This is a genomic window from Flavobacterium sp. (assembly GCF_040383245.1).
Classification (GTDB): Bacteria; Bacteroidota; Bacteroidia; order Flavobacteriales; family Flavobacteriaceae; genus Flavobacterium.
On record NZ_JBEIDX010000002.1, the window covers coordinates 1 to 24,640 of the forward strand.

The following is a 24,640-nucleotide window of genomic DNA, read 5'->3' on the forward strand; positions in this document are numbered from 1 at the left end:
AGAGGACCGAATTGGACAAACCTCTGGTGTATCTGTTGTTCCGCCAGGAGCACCGCAGAGTAGCTACGTTTGGAAGGGATAAGCGCTGAAAGCATATAAGCGCGAAACCCACCACAAGATGAGATTTCTTTTAAGGGTCGTTGGAGATGACAACGTTGATAGGCTATAGATGTAAAGGCAGTAATGTCATAGTCGAGTAGTACTAATAACCCGTAAGTTTATGTGTAACGCTTGCGCCCTTCGGGGCGCAGCAAACTTTCTTTCCTTTACAGGATGACATTTTTCTTTATCTCAGTATGTTAAGATATTTGCGCTTGATAGCGCGGTGCAAGGTCTTAGGTATAAGGTGTAGGGTAATAACCCAAAACCTAGAACCCAAAACCCTGAACCAAAAGTTTAAGGTGGTTATTGCGTCGGGGCTCACCTCTTCCCATTCCGAACAGAGAAGTTAAGCCCGATTGCGCAGATGGTACTGCAGTTATGTGGGAGAGTATGTCGCCGCCTTTTTTTTGGAAAGCCTGTTCATTTGAACAGGCTTTCTTGTTTTTACACGGTTCGGCGCAGTCACTGCGTTCGTGTCGCCGCCTTTTTTTATAAAACTCCAATCTGACACGAGCGTAGCGAACTGGCGAAGCAAAAGATTGGAGTTTTTTGTTTTAGCTCGGTTCGCCGCCTTGTCATTGCGAGGAGGAACGACGTGGCAATCTCATCTGCTTTAGTTGTTTGCTAATTGTAACTATTAATTATTGCAAATGCTCTAGCAATCTCATTTTCGCGTGAGGGATGGAAGTGAAAATCCTTTGTGAAACAAAGATTATAGCGAACAGCCCGACCCAGAGGGGCACGCCCAAATATAATTTAGGTATTAAGTTCTAGATCGTTGATGTAATCTTGGTATTCGTAGAAAAATACCTCAAACTGTGACATGGTTTCATTGAAGAAATCAAAAATTTCTGGCCAAGTGTTTTTGTTGTTTAAACTCACACCCAGTTTTTCAACCCAAATTCGGCTAATTACATTTCCGCTTTCTAGGTAGTAATTTCCTTCTAAAATTGCTTCAGGAAGATATTCCTCCAGCAGGATTGTTTGTAGGGATTGTATTTTTTCGAAGTAAATTTTTCTTTTCTCTTCTTCTTTGGTTTCAATATCTAGTGAAACTTGCGCTTTTTTATTGTCGATATAAAATTTGAAGGAAACATCTTTAATTTTAGTATTGTATAAAAGCCATTTTCTTGGATAAGCTTCGGCAAATTGTACCCAAAATTCTTTTTTTATAAATAAACTTTCTTCTTTACTGAACATAATTAGGTATAATTTGGGTAATTTATTTTTTATTGGTAAATTTAGGAATAATTACAGTTTACTTTATGACTTTTAAGGACTTTTTTGAATCGCTTTCTGCAATAAGTGAAGTTGAATTACCTTCCATTTCTTCTCATATTAAAATGGCTCCATTGGAACGGATTAAATCGTTACAAGAACCTATTTATAGTAGTTTGACGGCAAAAAAAGCCGCTGTAATGATGTTGTTTTACCCAAAAGAAGGAAATACACATTTAGTATTAATTAAACGAAATTCTTACCCTGGAGTGCATTCCTCACAGATAGCATTTCCGGGAGGTAAAGTTGAAGAATTAGATACTAATTTTCAGGAAACTGCTTTAAGGGAAACGTTTGAGGAGATTGGTGTTACACCAGATAAAATAAATATAATTAGAAATTTTACTCCGTTATATATTCCACCAAGTGATTTTTTGGTTTACCCTTTTATGGGTGTATGTAATGTAGAAATTGAATTTGTTTTGCAACAAGAAGAAGTAGCTGGAATTCTTGAAGTCCCTTTAAAAACTTTTTTGGATGATGCTATAATTTCTACTATGACAATGGATACTTCTTATGCAAAATCTCTTGAAGTTCCTGTCTTTAAATTTGAAGAGCACGTTGTTTGGGGAGCTACTGCAATGATGTTAAGTGAATTAAAAGATGTATTGAAAGTGGTGCTTTAAAGTTTTACTTTTTTTGTATGTTTGCTTTTTATTTAGATTATTATGGGCTTGCTAAAGCGAAATCCTTTCGGACATATTTTATTCATTAAAAAGTGGTTAATACGCATCTTTGGTTGTATTACCCATAGACGTTACAGAGGATTTAACGATTTGCAAATAGAAGGATCAGAGATAATTAGAAGTCTTCCTGATAAAAATGTTCTTTTTATATCCAATCACCAAACTTATTTTGCTGATGTAGTTGCTATGTTCCATGTTTTTAATGCGAGTCTCTCTGGTCGAGAAAATACCATTAAGAATGTGGGGTATATTTGGCAACCAAAAATGAATATCTATTATGTTGCTGCTAGTGAAACAATGAAAGCAGGTTTATTGCCAAGAATTCTTGCCTATGTAGGCGCAATTACTGTAGAGCGAACTTGGCGCGCAGGTGGAAAAGATGTTGAAGAAAAAAGAGAAGTGAACCCTAATGACACCGAAAATATTAAATTGGCACTTCAAGATGGTTGGGTAATTACTTTTCCTCAAGGTACAACCAAGTCTTTTAAGCCAGTTAGAAAAGGAACTGCACATATTATTATGCAACATCGACCTGTTGTTGTTCCTATTGTAATTGACGGTTTTAGAAGGTCTTTTGATAAAAAAGGATTGCGATTAAAAAAGAAAAATATACTTCAATCATTTATAGTTAAAGAACCCTTGCAAATTGATTATGATCACGATACTATTGAAGATATCGTAGAGAAAATTGAATTTGCAATCGAGCAGCACCCTTCCTTTTTAAAGGTAGCTCCTATTGAAGCTTAATTATTCTTCAAATTCTATCTTTGATAGTTCTTTAAAGTTATTATTTAGTTTGTTTAATAATATACCATACAATAGTTTGTAGAAAAGCCAAAATAAAAGCAAAGAAAATGCTATAATGGCAACTCCAACTACTATAAATAGTCCTTCATGTTTTGTGAATAATATATTAATTCTAGAATTGTTTTTTACTTCAAAGTAAACTGCAATTGTACTTGAAAAGAATACTAATAATAAATTATACCATACATAATATTTTACTATTTTTCTTGTGTTCAATATGTCCTTCATTAGCTTTTTTATTGAAGAACCTGTATTTATTACTTGGAAGTTTTTATAAAATAGCGCAATAAAAAAGGTTAATACAATGAAATTAATAATTGTAATAATTACTTCAAAATTATACAAATGAGCTACAACCATTTCTTTTTTGTACTTTTCATCAAGTAACATAAATAAGTCGGTGCCTCTTAGAACAATAAATTCCAAAATGCTAATAATCAAAATCCACTTCACAATGGAAGATGATCTTTTGTGTATCATATTATAAAGAGTCCCTTCAGATAATTGTTCAAATGACGTATTATCTTTTTTCCAGGCCTTCTTTAATAAATCCAATTCTTTCATGCTATCTACGGATTTAATATTTTTTTTAATTTTCCTTTAATTCTATTCATTTTTACTCTCGCATTTACCTCGCTAATACCTAATGTATCTGATATTTCAGCATAATCTTTGTCTTCCAAATACATGAAAATTAAAGCCTTTTCAATGTCATTTAGTCCTTGAACCGCCTGATACATTAACTTTAATTGTTCTTCCTCTTCGGGGTTGTAATCTTCCTGGCTAATACTGAAACTTACCGTTTCGTAATTTACAGTGGATATACTTCTGGTGTTTTTTCGATAAAGTGTAATTGCAGTGTTTAATGCCACTCGATATGCCCAAGTCGAGAATTTAGATTCGCCTCTAAATTTTGGGAAAGCCTTCCACAATTGTATGGTGATTTCTTGAAATAAGTCTTTGTGAGCATCTTCATTATTTGTGTAAAGACGGCAAATTTTATGGACAATGTTTTGATTGTCCTTAAGTTGCTTCACAAATAAAAGTTCCAAATTTTCACTCATACTTTAAATTAGTAATCAAATCCTAAAATTTGTTACAGAATAATTTACATTGTATTCTATAATGGTTTCTTATTATAATAATTCACTAACAAATTCACAAATTTGCTGTAGCTTTCCATTCCGTCTTTTTGTTGATTCATTTTTAGAAATTGATCGTAAAAAGCATGAAATCCTTTATCAATAATCGTGTCGTATTGTTTCCAAAAGGCATCGTTTTCTTTATAGTTTTTTACTATTCCGGGATTAATTTTTGATTTTAAATAAATAAATTTAGCTTCATCTTTCATTGCAATATTTAGCAAGCAATACTTTAGTGCATTACTATAAGCCGAATATTGAAAATACAAATCCTTGTTTTTTATCCCGGCCAAAAAGCCAATAAAATTGCATTCACTTTCACTTGCATATCCAATTTGATGGGCCATTTCGTGACAAACCACATTGGGTAAACTAAATCGTGGCAACTTGTAATTTACTTGTGCTTCATTGGTAAATGGATTCAAATAACCAGCAAATCCCATATAGGTAAGTGGTAAACTAAATAGCGACTGCTTTTTGCTTGGATGAGAATAAATAAATGGATATTCTTTTTGTAAATTTTCATAACCATTTGAACTCGAAATAAAAATTGCTTCGATGCTCTCAGGGTTGATTACTTTTTGATTCTTATTGTGAGTAATTTCAAAGTGGATTTCGTTGGTTTTTGCAATTAATCGTTGAGTGAAATTTTCTAAATCCGCATCTGAATAATCGCGTTCTATGTGCATTTTTTCAAATAAAGGAACCCGATAATAGTTCAATCCCCAAAATAAATGAAACACAAAGTATATGACCGAAAGATAACTCGTAATTTGAAGTAAATTAGTTTTCCAATTTTGTTTCCAAGAATTTCTGGTTTTCCATAATTGAAATAATAAGAATGAAATAGCAATTCCATATAATAAATCACCCACAGAAAATGGAATCCACCCAAGTGCAATTCGCATGAAATAGGATATGCCTACATACAATCCGTTACTATAATATTGTTCTACCACTTCGGGGTAAAAAGCAATTAGTTTCAGATATACAATCTGAAGAACTAATAAAGCTGGAAGTAGGTATTTTCTTTTCATATTTCTATAATCGAATTGTAAATATAATCACAAATCAATTCGCAAAGAAATTAAACTTTGTAACTTTGTAACCTAAAATAACAAACAACAATAAGAATGAGCCAAGAAATAAGAAACCTAGAGCCTAAAGCGCTTTGGAATAATTTTGCCGATCTAAATGCAGTTCCGCGTCCATCAAAAAAAGAAGAGCGTGTAATTGAATTCATAAAAAACTTCGGAAATAAATTAGGTTTAGAAACTTTTGAAGACGAAATCCGTAACGTAATTATAAGAAAACCAGCTTCTCCAGGAATGGAAAACCGCAAGCCAATTGTACTTCAAGGGCATTTGGATATGGTGTGTCAAAAAAATAACGATACTGATTTCGATTTTGATACCCAAGGAATTGATATGTATGTGGATGGCGATTGGGTTCGTGCTCGTGGAACTACACTTGGTGCCGATAACGGACTTGGAGTTGCCATGATGATGGCTATTTTAGAATCTAAAGAAATTAAACATCCCGCAATAGATGCACTTTTCACCATCGATGAAGAAACCGGAATGACCGGAGCATTAAACTTAAAAGGCGGAATCTTAAAAGGAGAAATCCTTTTGAATATGGATACCGAAGAGGATGATGAAATAGGTATTGGTTGTGCCGGTGGAATTGATGTTACGGCAAATAGAAGTTACAATGAAGAAGAAACTCCCGAAGGTTCTGTAGGATATACGATTACCGTAAAAGGATTAAACGGAGGTCACTCGGGTATGGATATTCACAAAGGGCTAGGGAATGCTAACAAGATAATGAACCGTTTATTATTGGACGGTTTTGAGAATTTTGGATTGCAAATCGCTGAAATTTCAGGTGGTAGTTTGCGAAATGCAATTCCTAGAGAAAGCACTGCTAAAATTATTGTGGCAGCCATGTATGACGAAGCTTTTGCATTTGATATGCAAGAAGTAATTAGTGATATTCAAGCCGAATATAAAACTATGGAGCCCAACTTAACTATTGAAATTACTAAAGCTGATTTACCAAGTAAAGTAATGGATTTAGGAGTGCAAGAAGGTTTTATTAGAGGAATTTACGCGGCTCATAATGGTGTATATCGTATGAGTGTAGATATTAAAGACTTGGTGGAAACCTCTAATAATATTGCACGTGTAATTGTAAAAGACGGCGAAATCACGATTCAAAATTTAACACGTTCTTCGGTTGAAAGTTCTAAAATGGACTTGGCAAATGCTTTGCGTGCTGCTTATGAGTTGTTTGGTTGTGAAGTGACTTTTGCAGGAAGTTACCCAGGATGGACGCCAAATGTAAACTCAGAAATATTGGATCTTTTAGTTAAGATTTACGAAAAACAAAACGGATCTAAACCAAATGTGGCTGCTTGTCACGCTGGATTAGAATGCGGAATTCTAGGGACTAATTATCCAGATATGGACATGATTTCTTTTGGTCCAACCATTCATGGAGCACACAGTCCTGATGAAAGAGCAAGTATTTCTTCTTCTCAAAAATTCTGGAAATTTGTATTGGAGATTTTAGAAAATATTCCAGTTAAGAACTAAGATTATAAAAAAAAGCTCCGATTCATTTCGGAGCTTTTTTATTAAGGTACTTTGATGAATTTAGCTTTACAAGGTTCAATACACGGATAATTCAGTATTAATGTTGTTCCTGTTAATTCGTAAATAATTGTTGTATTTGGGCAACTAGAAGGGATTAGTGTATTGTTCGCCGCAGTATAAGTTCCAGTTGAACTTGCATTCGATGCTGTAGACATATCGCACAAAGAACCATTAGAAGTTACATTTCCATTAGCGTCAAATGTTAGGGTTTTATAGCTAGTTACCGGTGTAAAGATACCACTTCCATTGCCGGGATCTGCCAACATTTCTGTGTATTTCCATGTTCCAACTAAGGTGTTTGGAGTGTCATCTGCATCAGTATTGTTGCAGGAAATCAAGGTCAAAAAAACTAACGAAATAAATAATTTGATGGTTTTCATACTGTTTATTAATTTATTGGATTGGATTCCAAAAATAAAAAAATAAGTCATTAGAATTTTATCTTCAAGTATTAAAAAAAACTTACTCTTTCTGAATTTATAAATAATAAGTTTAACTGGAAAGTAAATTATTGAAATCATATTGAAAATTATTGCCGACATAATAAGCATTTCGTAAATGTTCAATAAAACATTAGGAATCCTTTCATTAAAGTCCAAAATAAAACCAATTACCGTTAGTAATATTGAAGTGATGCCAATTATTATGATATCTTTTTTGTTAATCATATTCTTTTTACTTTCTTATTTAATATAACTAGAGTATTTGTTACCTATTAAAAATCGTATGTAAGTGTAATAGAATAATTTCTTGGTGCAATGGGGTTTAAGCTGTTGTCATCGTGAATGTTGTAATTTAATTCGTTTAACAAATTGCTGATTTTAGCCCGAATGGTCCAATTTGAATAGGCATAGGCCATCGTTGCATCTATTTGAAAATAATCAGGAACATAAATTAATTTTCTCGAGTCATTAGCAATTTGTACTCGTGTAGGTCTTCCTGCATAGCGAGTTCCAAAATAAGTATTAATTAATCCAACCGATAATCCGTTTAGTTTTCTTCCTTCAAAATTATAATTAATATTGAAATTTGCAGTGTTTTTTGGGTTGTATTTCAATTGACTCCCTTCAATAAAATAAGAACTCTTAATGTATTTTGTTTCATTAAAGCTATATCCAGCAATAAGTGATAATCCTTTAAATGGATTGGAAACTATATCCAATTCTATCCCTTGACTTTGTACTTCGCCAGCCAATACTTTAATATACGAATAAGTGTTTCCATTGTTTAAGGATTGCTGATAGAAATTTTCATTTGTAATCTGATAACCCGTAAGGTTAATAAACAAGCGGTCTTTTAGAATTTTCGTTTTAATCCCAATTTCATATTGATCAATAAGTGACGGCTTCAAAGCATTTCCAAGTGCGTCTTGACCGGTATTAATTTCAAAAGAATTCGAATAACTAGCAAACACCGAATAATTTTCAGAAGGTTGAAAAATTAATCCCAATCGAGGTGAAAAAGCGCCATCATAATTTGTTGAAATTGATGTGCTGTTTGATGCGTAGGAAAGCACCTCATTTTTAGTATCTTGATAGCTGTATCTAATTCCTGCTAGTAATTTAAACTTATCAGATAGGCGGGCCAAATCTTGAATATAAACTCCAAATCGATTAATTGGTGTACTTGTTAAAGTGTTTTTATTTAAAGTTGGAATTAAAGGTTCTAATGTTGGATTGTAATCATTAAAAATATTGATTACATCATAATTAATGAAATTTTGATAAGCTGTTGTGTAGGTTTTGAAACTTTCAACATCATAGCCAAACAAAAATTGATGGTTTATTTTTCCGGTAGCGAATGTCCCTTTCAAATCAGTTTGTTGGATAAAATAATCGTCTTTGTTTTCAGTGCGCTGAATGCTTCTAGTCCAATCTCCATTGGCGGTGATATTTCCTCCAATTACAGGATTAGGGCGTGTGTTTGAAAATAAATCGGTTTCATAAAATCGAATGGAATTGATAAAATTCAAACTCCAATTTTTTGATAATTCATGAGTTAAAGTAGCTGTGGCAAGTGTTTGCTTGCTGTTGTAATAACCCCAACTTACACCTAAAAACCGATTTCTAGGTAAATCCAATATTTCATAATTGTAAATTCCTGCACCAAAATCGGGGGTCCTGTTGTCTTTTATATAATCGGCCTCCAACAATAATTCGGTTTTATCACTTAATTTTATTAAAAATGAAGGATTGATATAGCTTCTTTCCGAATGAACAAAATCTCTAAAACTATTCCCTTTTTCAAAACTTCCGTTGATTCTAAAGGACATGTTTTTATTTTTTCCAATAGAATTATAAATGTCAAAAGTTGGTTTGATCGTATTGAAACTTCCATATCTAAAACCAATCTCACCGCCCAATTCATTTTTTGGTTTTTTGGTAACCAAATTCAAAATTCCTCCTGCAGCAACATTTCCAAATAAAAGCGCGGCGCTACCTTTTAATAATTCCACTTTTTCCAAACCACTAGTTTCAATTGACATACCATTAAAATAGCGAATTCCATTTTTAAATGTATTGGAACTACTCAAAGGAAAACCTCTTGAGGCAATCTCTTCTTGGTATCCTCCAGTAGTTCCCATAATGTAAACTCCGTTGGTGTTTTTTAAAATATCCGTCAAGGAATTGGTTTGTTGGTTTGTCAATACAGCGCTACTAATTATAGCTGTAGCTTGAGGCAAATCCATCGATTTTATTCCTGCTTTGCCAATATTCACAGGGTTTTTTTGAGGGTAGGAGGCAACATTTACTTCCTTTAATCTTTTCCCTTTTATGTTTTTTACGGTATCAATTAAAGCATAATACGCTTCGTCATTGTTTGATTCTTGAGCGAAGACAGTTGTTGTAATGGTAAAAATAAGCAGTGATAAAAGCGCAACCCTTTTCATTTATTTAGATTTATTAAAAATAATAATGCAAATATAAATTCAAGATTTTAATTTACAAAACTTATTTAGAATAAATAAAAATAATATTTATAACCACCAAATTTTCAATTATTTATAAATAAAAAAAACTTGCCCGAAAGCAAGTTTATGATTTTTAAAATAGTGTTTTGGTTATTTTTTCTTCGATAACATATAAGTGGTTGTGCTCAATTTTCTTTTTTCTTTGCCTGAAACAACAATAGAAATGCTTTTGTTTTTTAGTAATCGGTATTCCAATTTTTGAGGATAATCGTGCTTCGGGTTTTCAAATACCAACAGACTGTCGTCATCTTTGGTCAATTGAAACGGAATAGCGGTGTTGTTGTTTTCGCCTTTTACTGTAGCCGAGTAAATTAGGTGTTCTTTATCTTGAATCAATTCAATTTGCTCGTTGTGAATTGTGTCTTTTTCATCCTGAATATAATACGATTGCCCAGCAAAAGTGCTGTCATTTTTTGGCGTCCAAATTTCTTTTAAGGTTCCCAAACTATCTGTTTTTTCCCATTCACCCTCAAGCCATTTGGCTTTTGCCAATTCATTATATTCTTTAATAAGATTCCCTTTAGCATCATATTTATTGCAAGAAACGCTAGCCAAAAGAACCAAAATCAGTAAGGAGAATAAAGTATTTTTCATAGTCAAAATATTAATACTACAATATTATAAAAAAACTACTAACTGAACACTGCCAACTGAACACTATTTACTATTTTTGCTCTCCAAATAAAGAATACAAAATGTTAGATAGACTTCAATATGTAAAACAGCGTTTTGACGAGATTTCAGATTTGATTATTCAACCTGATGTGATCTCCGATCAAAAGCGTTATGTTCAATTAAATCAAGAGTACAAAGGACTTAAAGATTTAATGGAGAAAAGAGAGGAATTGATTAATGTTACTGGAAATATAGAAGAAGCCAACGAAATTATTGCCGATGGTAGTGATGCTGAAATGGTGGAAATGGCCAAAATGCAATTGGACGAAGCAAAAGAAAGATTGCCTCAATTGGAAGAAGAAATTAAATTCTTGTTGATACCAAAAGATCCAGAAGATGCTAAAAATGTAATGGTGGAAATTCGTGCCGGAACGGGTGGTGATGAAGCTTCAATTTTTGCTGGAGATTTATTCAGAATGTATACTAAATACTGTGAAACTCGTGGATGGAGAACTTCTGTAGTAGATATGAATGAAGGAACTTCAGGCGGATTTAAAGAGGTGATTTTTGAAGTTACCGGTGAAGATGTATACGGAACTTTAAAATTTGAAGCGGGTGTACATCGTGTGCAACGTGTACCACAAACCGAAACTCAAGGTCGTGTACATACATCTGCAGCTACTGTTATGGTACTTCCAGAAGCCGAAGAATTTGATGTGCAAATTGACATGAACGATGTTCGTATTGATTTCTTTTGCTCTTCAGGACCTGGAGGACAATCGGTAAATACGACAAAATCAGCAGTGCGTTTAACACACATCCCAACCGGATTGGTAGCGCAATGTCAGGATCAAAAATCGCAACATAAAAACAAAGACAAGGCGCTTGATGTATTGAGATCGCGTTTGTACGAACAAGAATTAGCCAAAAAACAAGCCGAAGATGCAACCAAGCGTTCTTCTCAGGTTAGTTCTGGAGACCGTTCGGCAAAAATTAGAACTTACAATTATTCGCAAGGGCGAGTAACCGATCACCGAATTGGTTTGGATGTTTTTGATATGGATGGGGTGATGAATGGAAAAATTCAAAAATTTGTTGAAGAACTGCAATTGGTTAACAACATGGAAAAACTGAAAGAAAGCGAAGTTTTGTAAACTCAGAAAAGAATAAATACTTAAAAGCCAAACTAGAAATAGTTTGGCTTTTGTTTTTTGAATATGTTGAGTTTTTGTGGTTACCAAACTTTAAACTAACTTTGTGCAATAACGAGTTACAAACTACAAATTACCAAGAGCCTTGACAACTAAGCAACTTATCGAGCAAATTAAAATCAAGAATTCTTTTCTGTGCATCGGATTGGATGTCGATTTAACTAAAATTCCATCGCATTTATTAGAACTTGAAGATCCAATTTTCGAATTCAATAAAGCAATCATTGATGCTACTCACGATTTGTGTGTTTCCTATAAACCCAATACGGCTTTTTACGAAGCGTACGGTATAAAAGGTTGGCAATCTCTTGAAAAAACAATAAATTACTTAAACGAAAAGCACCCTGAAATCTTCACCATTGCCGATGCAAAGCGTGGCGATATTGGAAATACATCGACCATGTATGCCAAAGCTTTTTTTGAGGATTTAAATTTCGATTCGGTTACCGTTGCGCCCTATATGGGAAAAGATTCGGTGGAGCCTTTTTTGGCTTTTGAAAACAAACACGCTATTATGTTGGCTTTGACTTCTAATGAAGGAGCGTTTGATTTTCAAACCAAAAATGTAGAAGGCAAAGAATTATATAAAGTCGTCATTGAAACTTCTAAGTCGTGGAAAAACTCCCAGAATTTAATGTATGTAGTGGGTGCCACCAAAGCTGAATATTTTACAGAAATCAGAAAAATAATTCCAGACAGTTTCTTGTTAGTTCCCGGAGTAGGAGCGCAAGGAGGAAGTTTGCAGGAGGTATGTAAATACGGAATGAGTTCAAATATAGGCTTGTTAATCAACTCGTCTCGAGGAATTATTTATGCATCCAGTGGAGCTGATTTTGCAGAAAAAGCAAGATCAGAAGCCTTGAAAATGCAACAAGAAATGAAAGAAATACTTCACGCTCTTTGATAGCTTTCACTCAATATAAAAATGAACATTCGCAAGAATGGGTAACTTTTGTGCATGGTGCAGGAGGAAGTTCGTCTATTTGGTTTAAGCAAATTCGTGAATTTCAAAAACACTTTAATGTTTTATTATTGGATTTACGTGGACATGGCGATTCCAATCAGCAATTAAAAAAAACATTCGATAAAAAATACACTTTTCAATCTATCGCCGAAGATGTTTTGGAAGTATTAGATCATTTAAAAATTCAATCCTCCCATTTTATTGGCATTTCACTCGGTACAATTGTCATTCGCCAGTTGGCAGAAACTCATCCCAATAGAGTCAAAAGTATGGTTATGGGTGGGGCTATTTTAAAAATGAATTTCCGGTCTCAAATCTTAATGCGTTTGGGCAATACATTCAAGTATATTTTGCCTTATTTGGTTTTATACCGCTTTTTTGCTTTTGTAATTATGCCTAATAAAAATCACAAGCAGTCGCGTTTGTTGTTTATTAACGAGGCCAAAAAATTATATCAAAAAGAGTTCATTCGTTGGTTTAAGCTCACCGCCGAAATCAACCCGGTTTTAAAATGGTTTCGCCAGCAAGAGTTAAATATTCCTACTTTTTATGTAATGGGAGAAGAAGATTATATGTTTTTACCCTCGGTGCGAAAAGTGGTGGCCAGCCATATAAAAACGGCCGAATTATTTGTTGTTAAAAACTGTGGTCATGTTGTGAATGTAGAACAACCGATTGTTTTTAATGAAACGGTGATTGCGTTTATTCAGAAAAATTGATTTTATTAATTTAAAAAAAGCCAATGCTCTTCGAGCACTGGCAATCTTTTTACTAACTAAACCAAACAAAATTATAAATCCTCATTTATAATTATACAAATATCATAACACTTTATTAATGTGGTGTTAAGCGAATGTTATAGTTAAATTATTTATTCAACAAGCCAAAAACACTTTGTAATAAGGGTGAAGTTCTCGATTTTAAATCGGTTCTAATATTTTTTTCTTCTACCGAAATCATTTTAAAAACACCTTCCATAGATTTATTGGTGATATAATCGGTAATGTCTGGGTTTACTTTGTTTACAAACGGTATGTTGTTGTATTTGCTAATAATAGTATTCCAGATTGTGTCTGCTCCAACTTTCCCAATTGATTGCTGAACAACAGGCGAGAATTTGGTATACAAATCTTTAGTTGTAGCCCCTTTTAGATAAACCGTAGCGGCATCTTCATTTCCTAATAAAATTGATTTTGCATCGGTAATGTTCATGTTTTTTACTGCTGAAACAAAAATAGGAGTTGCTTCTTTAACTGCGTCTTCGGCAGCACGATTCATAGCAGTTATTCCTTGGTCGGCAAGATTTCCCATTCCAAGTTTTCTCAGGGTGCTTTCCACTTTTTGCAATTCCTCTGGAATTAATATTTTCACCGCTTCATTTTTCAAAAAACCATCAACAGCAGTTAGTTTAGAAACCTCTTTGGTGATTCCATTATTTAAGGCTTCTTTTAAACCTGCCGCTATGTCAATTGTTGCAGCCGTGTTTGCTGTACCTCCAACTTTTGGTATGCTAATTTTTGGTAAAGTGACTTTTGGTTTTACAGGTAATTTCTTCGGTATAGTTTTTAATTGTGCTATTCCAATAAAAGGGCAAATTAGGGCGAAAAGAATTATTTTTTTCATTCTTATTGATTTTGTTTTTCAAGTCTATACAAATAGTATGCCTTTATTTTGAATTCACAAATAACGGCAAAGTTTTAGATAAATTTGAAGGTAATAAAATTATTAAATTCGTAAATTGCGCTCTCAAAATTGAATAAAAATCACCAATGGAACCACAAACGCCCTATATTCCTAAAAATAAAGTAAGAATTGTTACTGCTGCCTCTCTTTTTGATGGACACGATGCGGCAATTAACATAATGCGTAGAATTATTCAAGCTACCGGAGTAGAAGTGATTCACTTGGGCCACGATCGAAGCGTGGAAGAAGTAGTGAATACAGCAATTCAGGAGGATGCAAATGCTATTGCAATGACTTCGTATCAAGGAGGTCACAATGAATATTTTAAATACATGTATGATTTACTTAAGGAAAAAGGAGCCGGACATATTAAAATTTTCGGTGGTGGAGGAGGAGTAATTCTGCCAACGGAGATTGCCGAATTGCAAGCATACGGAATTGAAAGAATTTATTCTCCAGATGATGGTCGCGCAATGGGATTACAAGGGATGATTAATGATTTGGTGCAACGATCGGATTATCCTGTAGGTTCTATTTTAAAAGACGAATTAGCACATATAGAAGATAAAAATCCAACGGCAATTGCAAGATTGATTTCTGCTGCAGAGAATTTTCCAGAAATTGCAAAGCCTGCATTTGATGCAATTCACAAGAAAAATGAAACAAATAAAACCCCTGTTCTTGGAATTACCGGAACTGGAGGTGCGGGAAAATCGTCATTGGTAGACGAATTAGTGCGTCGCTTTTTAATTGATTTCCCTGAAAAAACAATCGGATTGGTTTCTGTAGATCCATCTAAAAGAAAAACAGGAGGTGCTTTGCTTGGTGACCGTATTCGTATGAATGCCATCAATAATCCGCGTGTATACATGCGTTCATTGGCAACACGTCAATCTAATTTGGCCTTGTCTAAATATGTCAATGAAGCCATCGAAGTTTTAAAAGCGGCAAAATACGATTTGATTATCTTAGAAACTTCTGGAATTGGTCAAAGTGATACCGAAATTATGGATCATTCGGATGTTTCTTTGTATGTAATGACTCCCGAATTTGGTGCGGCTACACAATTAGAAAAAATCGACATGTTGGATTTTGCCGATTTGGTAGCGCTTAATAAATTTGATAAAAGAGGTGCTTTGGATGCGATTCGCGATGTGAAAAAGCAATACCAAAGAAATCATAATTTATGGGATGCCGATATCGATTCGATGCCAATATTTGGAACTATCGCTTCGCAATATAACGATCCGGGAATGAACACACTCTACAAATCCATTATGGATAAAATTGTAGAGAAAACAGGATCCGATTTAAAATCGACTTTCCAAATCACTCGTGAAATGAGTGAAAAAGTATTTGTGATTCCGCCACACAGAACCCGTTATTTATCTGAAATTGCAGAAAACAACAGAAAATACGATGAAACAGCTTTGTCGCAAGTTGAAGTTGCTCAAAAATTATACGGAATTTTCAAAACCATAGAAACCGTTTCAGGTAAACTACCGGAATTAACTAAAGTTGGTTTAGTGAATAGTGTCATTCCGACGAAGGATGAATCTCATCAATTTTTGGAATTACTTTATAAAGAATTTGACCGTGTGAAAATGAATCTTGATCCATACAATTGGGAGATAATTCTAACTTGGGAGGAGAAAGTAAATAAATATAAAAATCCTATTTATAGTTTTAAAGTTCGTGATAAAGTCATTGAAATTAAAACACACAGCGAAAGTTTATCGCATTCGCAAATTCCAAAGGTGGCTTTACCAAAGTACCAAGCTTGGGGTGATATATTAAAATGGAATTTACAAGAAAATGTTCCGGGAGAATTTCCTTTTGCTTCTGGATTGTATCCATTTAAGAGAGAAGGCGAAGACCCAAGCCGAATGTTTGCAGGTGAAGGTGGTCCAGAAAGAACGAATAAGCGTTTTCATTATGTAAGTGCCGGATTGCCAGCAAAACGATTGTCTACCGCTTTTGATTCAGTTACCTTATACGGAAATGATCCGCATATGCGTCCCGATATTTATGGAAAAATCGGTAATGCCGGTGTTTCTATTTGTTGTTTGGATGATGCTAAAAAACTATATTCTGGTTTTGATTTAACGCATGCCTTGACTTCTGTTTCAATGACTATTAATGGTCCGGCTCCTATGTTGCTTGGCTTTTTTATGAATGCGGCTATTGATCAAAATTGTGAAAAATATATTATTGAAAATAATCTTCAGGCAGAAGTTGAAGAAAAAATCAATGAAATCTATAAGAAAAAAGGAACTGTTAAACCAAAATACCAAGGGGATTTACCTGAAGGGAATAATGGTTTGGGATTGATGCTTTTGGGTGTTACCGGAGATCTAGTGTTGCCTTTGAGTGTCTATAATGATATTAAAATAAAAACCTTATCACAAGTTCGTGGAACGGTTCAAGCGGATATTTTAAAAGAAGATCAGGCACAAAATACTTGTATTTTCTCTACTGAATTTGCCTTACGATTAATGGGTGACGTTCAAGAATATTTCATCAAAGAAAATGTTCGAAATTTTTATTCGGTTTCTATTTCTGGGTATCATATTGCAGAGGCCGGTGCCAATCCAATTACGCAATTGGCATTCACTTTAGCTAATGGTTTCACTTACGTGGAATATTATTTAAGCCGCGGAATGAACATCAACGATTTTGGGCCCAACTTATCGTTCTTTTTCTCTAACGGAATTGATCCAGAATATGCGGTTATTGGTCGTGTGGCGCGTAAAATTTGGGCGAAAGCCATGAAAATTAAATACGGTGCTAACGAAAGAGCGCAAATGTTGAAATACCACATTCAAACTTCGGGGCGTTCACTTCACGCACAAGAAATTGACTTTAATGATATTCGTACTACATTACAAGCGTTGTATGCAATTTATGACAATTGTAATTCGCTGCACACCAATGCGTATGACGAAGCAATTACTACGCCAACAGAAGAATCGGTGCGAAGAGCTATGGCGATTCAGTTGATTATTAATAAAGAATTAGGTTTGGCGAAAAACGAAAACCCAATTCAAGGTTCTTTCATTATTGAAGAATTAACCGACTTAGTTGAAGATGCGGTGTTGCAAGAATTTGACCGAATCACTGAGCGTGGCGGAGTTCTTGGTGCTATGGAAACGATGTACCAAAGATCTAAAATTCAGGAGGAAAGTTTGTATTATGAAACTTTAAAACATACAGGTGAATTTCCAATTATTGGGGTGAATACCTTTTTGAGTTCAAAAGGATCACCAACAATTATTCCGGCAGAGGTAATTCGTGCTACTGAAACTGAAAAGCAATATCAAATAGATATGTTACAGAACCTTCAGAAAGCGAATGAAGAAAAAGTTTCAAATGAATTGAATGCGATTCAAGAAGCAGCTATCAACAATCAAAATATATTTGAAAAATTAATGGAAGCTACTAAAGTGTGTTCGTTAGGACAAATTACGAGTGCGTTATTTGAAGTAGGTGGCCAGTATCGTCGAAATATGTAATTTGAATCTATTGAATCCAACAATAAAAACATTTCCAGAAACTAAATTCATAGGTAAATATCTTTCGTTTACCTATGCCGATTATCGTGCTTTTGAATTGTGGAGCAGTTTTATGTCTCGAAGAAAAGAAATTCAAAATGTAGTTGGAACCGAATTGTATAATATTCAGGTTAATCCAATAAATTTTGATTTTAGTCCAACTACTCCATTTGTAAAATGGGCTGCAGTTATGGTTTCTAATTTTGATATAGTTCCCGATGGAATGGAAACTTTAGTTTTGAAAGAAGAATTGTATGCTGTTTTTAATTACAAAGGCGATCAAAATAGTGTTGCGGCTTTCTTTAATGCAATATATAATGAGTGGATTCCGTCTTCTAGATATGAGTTAGGTACTCATCCACAGTTTGAAATATTAGGCGAAAAATACAAGAATAATGATTCTGATTCGGAGGAAGAAATTTGGATTCCAGTTAGGAGTAAGATTTAATTATTATTTTTATTTTCGTTAAATTTTCTAACCATGGCTTTTAGCTTTTCTTCTCGAGCTACTTTTTTTGCTTTGACTTTGTCGTGCTCTTTATTAAGTTTGTCGTTGTGCCTCTTGATGTTGCGCTCGTTGTTTCTTCCCATGTTTATTTAATTTTATCTAGGTTTAAATATCCAATATGTAATACATCTTCTTCTATGATTTCAGTTTTAGAAATTTGAATATCATAGTTATTTAAGAAAGCTGGTGCTAAAATTTCTTTTACTTTATAGGTGTCATCAATGTCAATTCCAAATTTATCGTCAATGTGTGAAGTAGCTCCTTTGAAATCATAATGTTTGTAAAAGGCTGTGTCTTTTGCTTTTTGGGATACTTCGGATAACGAATTGCCAACCGAAAGTAGTTTGTAATGGTATTCTTCAAATTCATTTTCCTTATAACCGCCAAGGTTTATGAAAAATAATTGAGATGAGTTGGCAGTTGCGGTTCCTTTTGGGACTACTTCAATTTGATAATTTTCAACAAAATTTACTTCTCTCCATGCATCAATGTGGAAATTTCCTTTGGCTTCTGGCCAAAATTCCTTCATTTGTGGAATCAACTCTTTTATAGAATTTCCAATTCCAAAAAAAATGTCGTGTTGCTCGGTATATCTTCCTTTTGGACGACATCCAATCATAATCATATATAATTTCATCTTTCAAAGGTACATTTTTTTGTCAATTGTAAAGTTTGGCACAAGTATTGAAAGGTAAGTAGTATAACCTAAATATAAATTATCATGAAAAAATTTACACTTCTTTTGGCCTTTATTTTAATAGTAACTTTTCAATCTTGTACTGTTAACGAAACAGCTCCTATTAACACAGTAGATAACGATACAATAAGTGAAGTATGGGAATATAATAGATCGTTTACTACAACTAATAACTTTAGTAATTTAATTACTTATCCTCATGCCATTTATACTTCGGATATGGTTTTAGTTTACCGTCTTTCTGGCATTACTGGCGGAAATGATATTTGGAAATTATTGCCAGAAGCGTATTATTTTAATAGTGGTGTTTTGGATTTCAGATATGATTTTGATTTTACTCGTTACGACGTAAATATCTTTATGGAAGGGTTTGACTTAGCTGGCGTGTCTTCTTCTTACAGAGCCAATCAGATATTAAGAGTAGTTGTTATTCCTGGCTTTTTTGGAAATAAAATGGCTAATACAGTTGACTTTAATGATTATAATGCAGTTGCAAAAGCGTATAATATTAATCCTGAAAAGGTGCTTAAAATAAAATAGATTTGGTTAATCTATAAATTTGTTTGTTTGAAAAGAGGTTGTGTTTTAATACAGCCTCTTTTTTTATTTGGGTTCTTGTGTATTTGCTTTTTTAAGAGAAACAATTACTCCGGTTGCTAATGCTATTGCAATAAAACTTAAAGAAACCCATTCTGGAAATTTGTAAAAATGTACTAACAGCATTTTAATTCCGACAAAAAATAGAATAGCAATCAAGCTGTATTCTAGATAGCTGAATTTCTCCAACATGTTGGCTAAGAAGAAATACATAGATCTTAAGCCTAAAATAGCAAATATATTAGAGCTAAAAACTAAAAAGGGGTCTGAGGTAATTGCTAAAATTGCAGGTACACTATCAGTTGCAAATACCACATCCATTACTTCAATTACCAATAATGCTACAAGAAGAGGAGTGGCGTAATTTTTATTGTTTTCTTTAATAATAAAATGCTCGTTGTCTCGATGTTCAGTTATTGGAATTATCTTTCCAATTATTTTGTATATTTTAGAATCTTTAGGATTAAAATCTTCTTCTTCGTTTTTGAAAAGCATTTTTATAGCTGTAAATAATAAAAAAGCACCAAAAACATAGGTAATCCAATTTATTTTCTGAATTAATAGCACGCCAAAGAAAATCATTATTCCTCTAAAAAAAATGGCGCCTATGATTCCCCAAAACAGTACGCGATGCTGGTATTTTTGTGCAATTTTAAAGGAGGAGAAAATTATAGCGATTACAAAAATATTATCTGCACTAAGCGATAATTCAATTAAATAGCCAGTGAGAAATTTAATTGAAGCTTCTAGTGGTTTTAGTTGAGTTGGATTATCCAAATAGTTATTTTGGTATAACCAATATATTACTCCAGAAAAAGCGATTGAAATTGAAACCCATACAGAAGTCCATATACCTGCTTCTTTTGAGCTAATAATATGGGGTGTTTTATTAAAAACCCCCAGGTCTAATGCCAAGAAAATAGTAATTACAACAATAAAAAAAAACCAAACCATAAATTCTCTTTTTTTACAAATATAGAATATCAATAGTAATTTTCAATTATAAATTTTAATGTAAAATTTAGAATAATGCTCGATTTTTATTTTTATTAATATTATTTTTTAATTGTTAATTAAATATTTTGAATTACCCCTAAAAAAATAGGGTATAATTTATTTTTAAACAAAATATTGATATATTTGCATCAAAATAATAGGGTATAACTTTAAATTTTAATAATTATGTCAACTTTACGTTTTCAAGCATTAAACGAGTCTTCAGGTAGAAAGCCTGTAAAATTTGAAGAATCTGGTAGAAAATCAGATCTTTTTGGATCAAATGTATTCAATGATAAAGCAATGAGGCAATATTTAACCTCTGATGCTTATAAAGGAGTAAAAGATGCCGTTCAGCATGGAACTAAAATTGACAGAAAATTAGCTGATTATATCGCAATGGGTATGAAAGAATGGGCGCTTTCTAAAGGAGTAACCCATTATACACACTGGTTTCAGCCATTAACAGGAACTACTGCTGAAAAACATGATGCGTTCTTTGAAACTTCTTACGATGGTTCAGATCCTGTAGAGAAATTTGGAGGTGGTCAATTAGTGCAACAAGAGCCAGATGCTTCTTCTTTCCCAAATGGTGGAATTAGAAATACATTTGAAGCGCGTGGATATACAGCATGGGATCCAACTTCACCTGCATTTATTTTCGGAACTACATTATGTATTCCTACAGTTTTCATCTCCTATACAGGTGAAGCATTAGATTATAAAACACCTTTATTACGTGCTTTAAATGCAGTTGATGACGCCGCTACAGAAGTATGTAAATATTTTGATAAAAATGTAAAGAAAGTTACTGCTACTTTAGGATGGGAGCAAGAGTATTTTTTAATTGATTCTGCTTTGGCAAATTCTCGTCCAGATATCGTTATGACAGGTAGAACGTTACTTGGTCATACTTCTGCAAAAGGGCAACAATTAGACGACCATTATTTTGGATCAATTCCATCTCGTGCCCTAAATTATATGAGAGAATTGGAAGAAGAATGTATGTTATTGGGTATCCCGGTTAAAACACGTCACAATGAAGTTGCACCTAACCAATTTGAGTTGGCTCCAATTTTTGAAGAAACTAATCTTGCAGTTGATCACAACTCTTTATTAATGGATGTAATGTCAAAAGTGGGTGAGCGTCATGATTTTAAAGTGCTTTTCCACGAAAAACCATTCAAAGGTGTAAACGGATCGGGTAAACACAACAACTGGTCTTTGGCTACCGACACTGGAGTGAATTTATTATCTCCAGGAAAAACGCCAATGAGTAACTTACAATTCTTATCGTTCTTCATCAATACGATTAAAGCGGTAAATGAATACGAAGAATTATTGCGTGCTTCTATTGCAACAGCAAGTAATGACCACCGTCTTGGAGCTAATGAAGCGCCACCAGCAATCATCTCTGTGTTTATTGGAGAGCAATTGACTAAAGTTTTAGCTGAATTAGAAGGAGTTTCAAATGGAAAACTTTCTCCTGAAGAAAAAACAGATTTAAAATTAAATGTAGTTGGTAAAATTCCAGATGTAATGTTGGATAATACCGATAGAAATAGAACTTCTCCGTTTGCATTTACAGGAAATAAATTTGAGTTTAGAGCAGTTGGCTCTTCTGCAAACTGTGCTAACGCAATGACTACTTTAAATTCTATCGTTGCAAAACAATTGAAAGAATTTAAAATAGCAGTAGATGCATTAATAGAAACTAAAGATTTAAAGAAAGACGAAGCGATTTTTAATGTATTGAGAGAATATATTAAAGAAACTAAAAAAATCCTTTTTGAAGGTGATGGATATAGTGATGCTTGGGAAAAAGAAGCTAAAAAACGTGGCTTAAGCAATCATAAGACAACGCCTGCTGCATTGAAAGCTAAAGTTTCTAAAAAAGCATTAGAGTTATTTGCTGACTTAAATGTAATGAACCACATTGAAGTTGAAGCGCGATACGAAATTGAATTAGAAGAGTACACTAAGAAAATCCAAATTGAAGGAAGAGTTCTTGGAGATATTGCTCGTAATCACATCATTCCAACAGCTATTCGTTACCAAAATACATTAATCGAAAATGTTCGTGGATTGAAAGAAATCTTTGGAAAAGATTTTGAAAAAATTGCTAAAGAGCAAATTATTTTAATCAAAGAAATTTCAGAACATATTGAAGGAATCAACTCTCAAGTAGAAGCGATGACTGAAGCGCGTAAAAAAGCAAATGCTTTAACCGATGCTCAAAAAATGGCAGAGTCTTATTGTGATAAAGTAAAACCATATTTTGAGGTTATTAGAGCACACTGTGATAAATTAGAGTTATTGGTTGATAATGAAACTTGGACTTTAACTAAATACAGAGAATTGTTATTTACAAGATAATTTATTATTAGATTATATAAAACCCGATTCAAATATTGAATCGGGTTTTTTATTGGGATTAATTTTGTCTATCAAAATATATTTTCCGTAAATTCGTTTTATGATTAGTAAAAAACACTTCTTTTGTTTGATTCTATTAATTTGTTTCTCTTTTGCGAAAGCACAAGAACAGTTTTCGTTGTTTTTTGAAAGCAATAAATTCGAATGTTCTAAATTAGAATCAAAGAAACTTCAAGAATGGATACTAGCCAATAAAGAGGTGAAAATTATTGCTATTCATGGTTTTACAGATGATGATGGGACTTCAGGATTTAATGATACACTTGCTAAGAAAAGAGTAGCATATATTTACAATAAGGTTAAAGATCAAATTAAAATTAGAGAAGATTTTAAGACGATTAGTTTTGGTGAAAATTTTAAGCAAGATGCTGCTAAATCTCAAAACAGAAAGGCAACTGTTTATTATTTACTTCCAAAAGATTTTTCCCGCGAAAATGAAATTCTAGGAATTAAAAAAGAAGAACCAAAACCAGTTGAGCAAGAGACTCCAGAGTTCATTCCAATTGAAGAGGAAACTATGAATTTCCCTGAAAATTCAACTTTAGAAGATAAGATAAAACTTTCAGAAAAAGGAACTTTAATACGATTGGATGACATAAATTTTTATGTGAACACCTTTGCAATTATTCCTACATCCAAGCATTCTATTGATGAGTTAATTTATGTTTTAGATACTTATCCAAAATTAAAAATTGAGATCCAAGGACATATTTGTTGTGTAGATAAAGATGTACGAAATCTATCTACTGCAAGAGCAAAACAAGTAAAACGAATTTTAGTTTCTGAAGGAATTAGTGAAAGAAGAATTAAAACAAAGGGTTTTGGGGTTTCCAAACCAAAATTTGCAATTCCAGAAAAAAGTGAATTTGAAGCGGCTCGAAACCGTCGCGTAGAAATAATGATTTTAGATAAATAAGAATGAAAAAATACAGTTTCCTTTTTTTATTAATGCCTATGTTTTTCTATTCACAAGAAAAACTAGATGTTTTTTTCGATTTTGATAAGTATGATTTAAATGAAGTGGCAGTTAAAAAAATTAATTCTTGGATAGCTGAAGGAAAAGAATATCAGGTTTCTAAATTGTACGGATTTTGTGATTCTAAAGGTACAAATCAATACAATGATACACTTGCCATGAAGCGTGTTTATACTGTTTATGATTTCTTAAAACAAAGTAAAATAGAAGTAAAAAAGGAATTGGAAATAAGAGGATTTGGTGAGGATTTTGTGCAATCGGATGTTCAAGATGAAAATAGAAGGGTGACGATTATTTTTCAAGAAAAAAAACCAATTATCGTAGAAGTAGCTCCCGATCAAAAACTTAAAGATAAACTTAAAGATTCGAAAGTCGGGGATTTAATTAGGTTACCCAATTTATATTTCTTTAATAATTCAGCTAAAATTGTACCCAAGTCACAACCAGTTTTGTATGATTTATTGTGTTTAATGAATGACAATCCAAAGCTGAAAATTGAAATTCAAGGACATATTTGTTGTAAACTACCAAATCAAATAGACGCTGTTTCAACTGCAAGAGCAAGGGCAATTTATAATTTTTTAATTGTAAATAAAGTGAATAGAAAGCGACTATCTTTTAAAGGATTTGGTGCAACAAGACCTATTCATCCAATCCCTGAAAAAAGCACCCAAGAAGAGGAAGATAATCGAAGAGTAGAAATTATGATTGTTGAAAATTAATAATCAAAATTTGTATTTCAAATTACTATCTTTGCGCCACA

General features: G+C 33.2%; 23 protein-coding genes and 2 rRNA genes. 14 read left to right on the plus strand and 11 right to left on the minus strand.

Annotated elements, in window-relative coordinates:
- Together ABWO08_RS00985 and rrf are read left to right on the plus strand one after the other, a co-directional pair.
- Nucleotides 1–227 (plus strand): 23S ribosomal RNA (locus tag ABWO08_RS00985); the annotation flags it as partial.
- A gap of 170 nt (nucleotides 228–397) precedes the next feature.
- Nucleotides 398–507 (plus strand): 5S ribosomal RNA (gene rrf / locus ABWO08_RS00990).
- A gap of 351 nt (nucleotides 508–858) precedes the next feature.
- On the opposite strand, the gene ABWO08_RS00995 is transcribed toward rrf, so the two are convergent.
- Complete coding sequence (locus tag ABWO08_RS00995) at nucleotides 859–1,302, minus strand: DUF4268 domain-containing protein (RefSeq protein ID WP_353083100.1); 444 nt, start codon at nucleotides 1,300–1,302, stop codon at nucleotides 859–861.
- 65 nt (nucleotides 1,303–1,367) lie between these two features.
- On the opposite strand from ABWO08_RS00995, the gene ABWO08_RS01000 reads away from it, so the two are divergent.
- Nucleotides 1,368–2,006: an NUDIX hydrolase gene (locus ABWO08_RS01000; RefSeq protein ID WP_353083102.1), complete on the plus strand. Its 639-nt coding sequence runs from the start codon at nucleotides 1,368–1,370 to the stop codon at nucleotides 2,004–2,006.
- A gap of 42 nt (nucleotides 2,007–2,048) precedes the next feature.
- On the plus strand, nucleotides 2,049–2,813 hold the full coding sequence (locus tag ABWO08_RS01005; protein ID WP_353083104.1) for a lysophospholipid acyltransferase family protein: 765 nt from the start codon (nucleotides 2,049–2,051) through the stop codon (nucleotides 2,811–2,813).
- On the opposite strand, the gene ABWO08_RS01010 is transcribed toward ABWO08_RS01005, so the two are convergent.
- From ABWO08_RS01010 to ABWO08_RS01020, 3 genes are read right to left on the minus strand one after another with little or no spacing between them, the layout of a single operon-like run.
- Nucleotides 2,814–3,437, minus strand: coding sequence for a DUF8845 family protein (locus ABWO08_RS01010; RefSeq protein ID WP_353083106.1), 624 nt, complete (start codon nucleotides 3,435–3,437; stop codon nucleotides 2,814–2,816).
- Between the two features lie 5 nt (nucleotides 3,438–3,442).
- Nucleotides 3,443–3,937 carry an RNA polymerase sigma factor gene (locus ABWO08_RS01015; protein WP_353083108.1) on the minus strand — a complete coding sequence of 165 codons (495 nt, stop codon included), beginning with the start codon at nucleotides 3,935–3,937 and terminating at the stop codon, nucleotides 3,443–3,445.
- Nucleotides 3,938–3,993: 56 nt separating this feature from the next.
- Nucleotides 3,994–5,052, minus strand: a complete 1,059-nt coding sequence (locus tag ABWO08_RS01020; RefSeq protein ID WP_353083110.1) for a DUF3810 domain-containing protein — start codon at nucleotides 5,050–5,052, stop codon at nucleotides 3,994–3,996.
- Nucleotides 5,053–5,148: 96 nt separating this feature from the next.
- On the opposite strand from ABWO08_RS01020, the gene ABWO08_RS01025 reads away from it, so the two are divergent.
- Nucleotides 5,149–6,612 (plus strand): aminoacyl-histidine dipeptidase, encoded by a 1,464-nt coding sequence (locus ABWO08_RS01025; protein ID WP_353083112.1) that lies wholly within the window; start codon nucleotides 5,149–5,151, stop codon nucleotides 6,610–6,612.
- 41 nt (nucleotides 6,613–6,653) lie between these two features.
- On the opposite strand, the gene ABWO08_RS01030 is transcribed toward ABWO08_RS01025, so the two are convergent.
- The 3 genes from ABWO08_RS01030 to ABWO08_RS01040 all read right to left on the minus strand — a co-directional run bounded on the left by ABWO08_RS01030 (nucleotide 6,654) and on the right by ABWO08_RS01040 (nucleotide 10,237).
- On the minus strand, nucleotides 6,654–7,340 hold the full coding sequence (locus ABWO08_RS01030) for a lipocalin-like domain-containing protein (RefSeq protein ID WP_353083114.1): 687 nt from the start codon (nucleotides 7,338–7,340) through the stop codon (nucleotides 6,654–6,656).
- Between the two features lie 47 nt (nucleotides 7,341–7,387).
- Complete coding sequence (locus tag ABWO08_RS01035) at nucleotides 7,388–9,562, minus strand: TonB-dependent siderophore receptor (protein WP_353083115.1); 2,175 nt, start codon at nucleotides 9,560–9,562, stop codon at nucleotides 7,388–7,390.
- A 171-nt stretch (nucleotides 9,563–9,733) separates the two neighbouring features.
- Nucleotides 9,734–10,237 (minus strand): DUF6265 family protein, encoded by a 504-nt coding sequence (locus ABWO08_RS01040; protein WP_353083117.1) that lies wholly within the window; start codon nucleotides 10,235–10,237, stop codon nucleotides 9,734–9,736.
- A 101-nt stretch (nucleotides 10,238–10,338) separates the two neighbouring features.
- On the opposite strand from ABWO08_RS01040, the gene prfA reads away from it, so the two are divergent.
- The 3 genes from prfA to ABWO08_RS01055 all read left to right on the plus strand — a co-directional run bounded on the left by prfA (nucleotide 10,339) and on the right by ABWO08_RS01055 (nucleotide 13,152).
- Nucleotides 10,339–11,412, plus strand: a complete 1,074-nt coding sequence (gene prfA / locus ABWO08_RS01045) for a peptide chain release factor 1 (RefSeq protein WP_353083119.1) — start codon at nucleotides 10,339–10,341, stop codon at nucleotides 11,410–11,412.
- Nucleotides 11,413–11,554: 142 nt separating this feature from the next.
- On the plus strand, nucleotides 11,555–12,373 hold the full coding sequence (pyrF, locus tag ABWO08_RS01050) for an orotidine-5'-phosphate decarboxylase (protein WP_353083121.1): 819 nt from the start codon (nucleotides 11,555–11,557) through the stop codon (nucleotides 12,371–12,373).
- The gene (locus ABWO08_RS01055; protein WP_353083123.1) at nucleotides 12,370–13,152 is read left to right on the plus strand and encodes an alpha/beta fold hydrolase; all 783 of its coding nucleotides are present in this window, start codon (nucleotides 12,370–12,372) and stop codon (nucleotides 13,150–13,152) included. Before pyrF ends, ABWO08_RS01055 begins: the two co-directional genes overlap by 4 nt.
- A gap of 148 nt (nucleotides 13,153–13,300) precedes the next feature.
- Here the strand turns inward: ABWO08_RS01055 and ABWO08_RS01060 are convergent, their stop codons facing one another.
- Complete coding sequence (locus ABWO08_RS01060) at nucleotides 13,301–14,056, minus strand: DUF4197 domain-containing protein (protein WP_353083125.1); 756 nt, start codon at nucleotides 14,054–14,056, stop codon at nucleotides 13,301–13,303.
- Nucleotides 14,057–14,202: 146 nt separating this feature from the next.
- On the opposite strand from ABWO08_RS01060, the gene ABWO08_RS01065 reads away from it, so the two are divergent.
- Both ABWO08_RS01065 and ABWO08_RS01070 read left to right on the plus strand, forming a co-directional pair.
- Nucleotides 14,203–17,628 carry a methylmalonyl-CoA mutase family protein gene (locus ABWO08_RS01065; protein ID WP_353083127.1) on the plus strand — a complete coding sequence of 1,142 codons (3,426 nt, stop codon included), beginning with the start codon at nucleotides 14,203–14,205 and terminating at the stop codon, nucleotides 17,626–17,628.
- A 1-nt stretch (nucleotide 17,629) separates the two neighbouring features.
- Complete coding sequence (locus ABWO08_RS01070; RefSeq protein WP_353083128.1) at nucleotides 17,630–18,115, plus strand: GyrI-like domain-containing protein; 486 nt, start codon at nucleotides 17,630–17,632, stop codon at nucleotides 18,113–18,115.
- Here ABWO08_RS01070 and ABWO08_RS01075 read toward each other — a convergent pair.
- The gene (locus ABWO08_RS01075; RefSeq protein ID WP_353083130.1) at nucleotides 18,112–18,258 is read right to left on the minus strand and encodes a hypothetical protein; all 147 of its coding nucleotides are present in this window, start codon (nucleotides 18,256–18,258) and stop codon (nucleotides 18,112–18,114) included. The genes ABWO08_RS01070 and ABWO08_RS01075 overlap by 4 nt on opposite strands.
- Nucleotides 18,259–18,260: 2 nt before the next feature.
- A complete protein-coding gene (locus tag ABWO08_RS01080; RefSeq protein WP_353083132.1) occupies nucleotides 18,261–18,812 on the minus strand; it encodes a DUF1543 domain-containing protein in 552 nt (183 codons plus the stop codon).
- An 84-nt stretch (nucleotides 18,813–18,896) separates the two neighbouring features.
- Between ABWO08_RS01080 and ABWO08_RS01085 the strand changes: the two genes are divergently transcribed.
- Entirely contained in the window at nucleotides 18,897–19,412 is a 516-nt protein-coding gene (locus ABWO08_RS01085) for a phosphoheptose isomerase family protein (protein ID WP_353083133.1), read from the plus strand.
- Nucleotides 19,413–19,475: 63 nt separating this feature from the next.
- Here ABWO08_RS01085 and ABWO08_RS01090 read toward each other — a convergent pair whose 3' ends face one another.
- Nucleotides 19,476–20,423, minus strand: a complete 948-nt coding sequence (locus ABWO08_RS01090) for a TerC family protein (RefSeq protein ID WP_353083135.1) — start codon at nucleotides 20,421–20,423, stop codon at nucleotides 19,476–19,478.
- A 228-nt stretch (nucleotides 20,424–20,651) separates the two neighbouring features.
- Here ABWO08_RS01090 and ABWO08_RS01095 point away from each other — a divergent pair, with 228 nt between their 5' ends.
- From ABWO08_RS01095 to ABWO08_RS01105, 3 genes are all read left to right on the plus strand, one after another.
- Nucleotides 20,652–22,841 (plus strand): glutamine synthetase III family protein, encoded by a 2,190-nt coding sequence (locus ABWO08_RS01095; RefSeq protein WP_353083137.1) that lies wholly within the window; start codon nucleotides 20,652–20,654, stop codon nucleotides 22,839–22,841.
- 100 nt (nucleotides 22,842–22,941) lie between these two features.
- Nucleotides 22,942–23,817: an OmpA family protein gene (locus ABWO08_RS01100; protein WP_353083139.1), complete on the plus strand. Its 876-nt coding sequence runs from the start codon at nucleotides 22,942–22,944 to the stop codon at nucleotides 23,815–23,817.
- 2 nt (nucleotides 23,818–23,819) lie between these two features.
- A complete protein-coding gene (locus ABWO08_RS01105; RefSeq protein WP_353083141.1) occupies nucleotides 23,820–24,599 on the plus strand; it encodes an OmpA family protein in 780 nt (259 codons plus the stop codon).
- Nucleotides 24,600–24,640 lie beyond the last annotated feature (41 nt).

Coding starts and splice junctions, on each gene's coding strand:
- ABWO08_RS01100 (WP_353083139.1), top strand. CDS start 22,942: ATGATTAGTAAAAAACACTTCTTTTGTTTGATTCTATTAATTTGTTTC.
- ABWO08_RS01065 (WP_353083127.1), top strand. CDS start 14,203: ATGGAACCACAAACGCCCTATATTCCTAAAAATAAAGTAAGAATTGTT.
- ABWO08_RS01025 (WP_353083112.1), top strand. CDS start 5,149: ATGAGCCAAGAAATAAGAAACCTAGAGCCTAAAGCGCTTTGGAATAAT.
- ABWO08_RS01105 (WP_353083141.1), top strand. CDS start 23,820: ATGAAAAAATACAGTTTCCTTTTTTTATTAATGCCTATGTTTTTCTAT.
- ABWO08_RS01080 (WP_353083132.1), bottom strand. CDS start 18,812: ATGAAATTATATATGATTATGATTGGATGTCGTCCAAAAGGAAGATAT.
- ABWO08_RS01085 (WP_353083133.1), top strand. CDS start 18,897: ATGAAAAAATTTACACTTCTTTTGGCCTTTATTTTAATAGTAACTTTT.
- ABWO08_RS01005 (WP_353083104.1), top strand. CDS start 2,049: ATGGGCTTGCTAAAGCGAAATCCTTTCGGACATATTTTATTCATTAAA.
- ABWO08_RS01030 (WP_353083114.1), bottom strand. CDS start 7,340: ATGATTAACAAAAAAGATATCATAATAATTGGCATCACTTCAATATTA.
- ABWO08_RS01075 (WP_353083130.1), bottom strand. CDS start 18,258: ATGGGAAGAAACAACGAGCGCAACATCAAGAGGCACAACGACAAACTT.
- prfA (WP_353083119.1), top strand. CDS start 10,339: ATGTTAGATAGACTTCAATATGTAAAACAGCGTTTTGACGAGATTTCA.
- ABWO08_RS01060 (WP_353083125.1), bottom strand. CDS start 14,056: ATGAAAAAAATAATTCTTTTCGCCCTAATTTGCCCTTTTATTGGAATA.
- ABWO08_RS01000 (WP_353083102.1), top strand. CDS start 1,368: ATGACTTTTAAGGACTTTTTTGAATCGCTTTCTGCAATAAGTGAAGTT.
- ABWO08_RS01095 (WP_353083137.1), top strand. CDS start 20,652: ATGTCAACTTTACGTTTTCAAGCATTAAACGAGTCTTCAGGTAGAAAG.
- ABWO08_RS01015 (WP_353083108.1), bottom strand. CDS start 3,937: ATGAGTGAAAATTTGGAACTTTTATTTGTGAAGCAACTTAAGGACAAT.
- ABWO08_RS01040 (WP_353083117.1), bottom strand. CDS start 10,237: ATGAAAAATACTTTATTCTCCTTACTGATTTTGGTTCTTTTGGCTAGC.
- ABWO08_RS01035 (WP_353083115.1), bottom strand. CDS start 9,562: ATGAAAAGGGTTGCGCTTTTATCACTGCTTATTTTTACCATTACAACA.
- ABWO08_RS01090 (WP_353083135.1), bottom strand. CDS start 20,423: ATGGTTTGGTTTTTTTTTATTGTTGTAATTACTATTTTCTTGGCATTA.
- ABWO08_RS00995 (WP_353083100.1), bottom strand. CDS start 1,302: ATGTTCAGTAAAGAAGAAAGTTTATTTATAAAAAAAGAATTTTGGGTA.
- ABWO08_RS01010 (WP_353083106.1), bottom strand. CDS start 3,437: ATGAAAGAATTGGATTTATTAAAGAAGGCCTGGAAAAAAGATAATACG.
- ABWO08_RS01020 (WP_353083110.1), bottom strand. CDS start 5,052: ATGAAAAGAAAATACCTACTTCCAGCTTTATTAGTTCTTCAGATTGTA.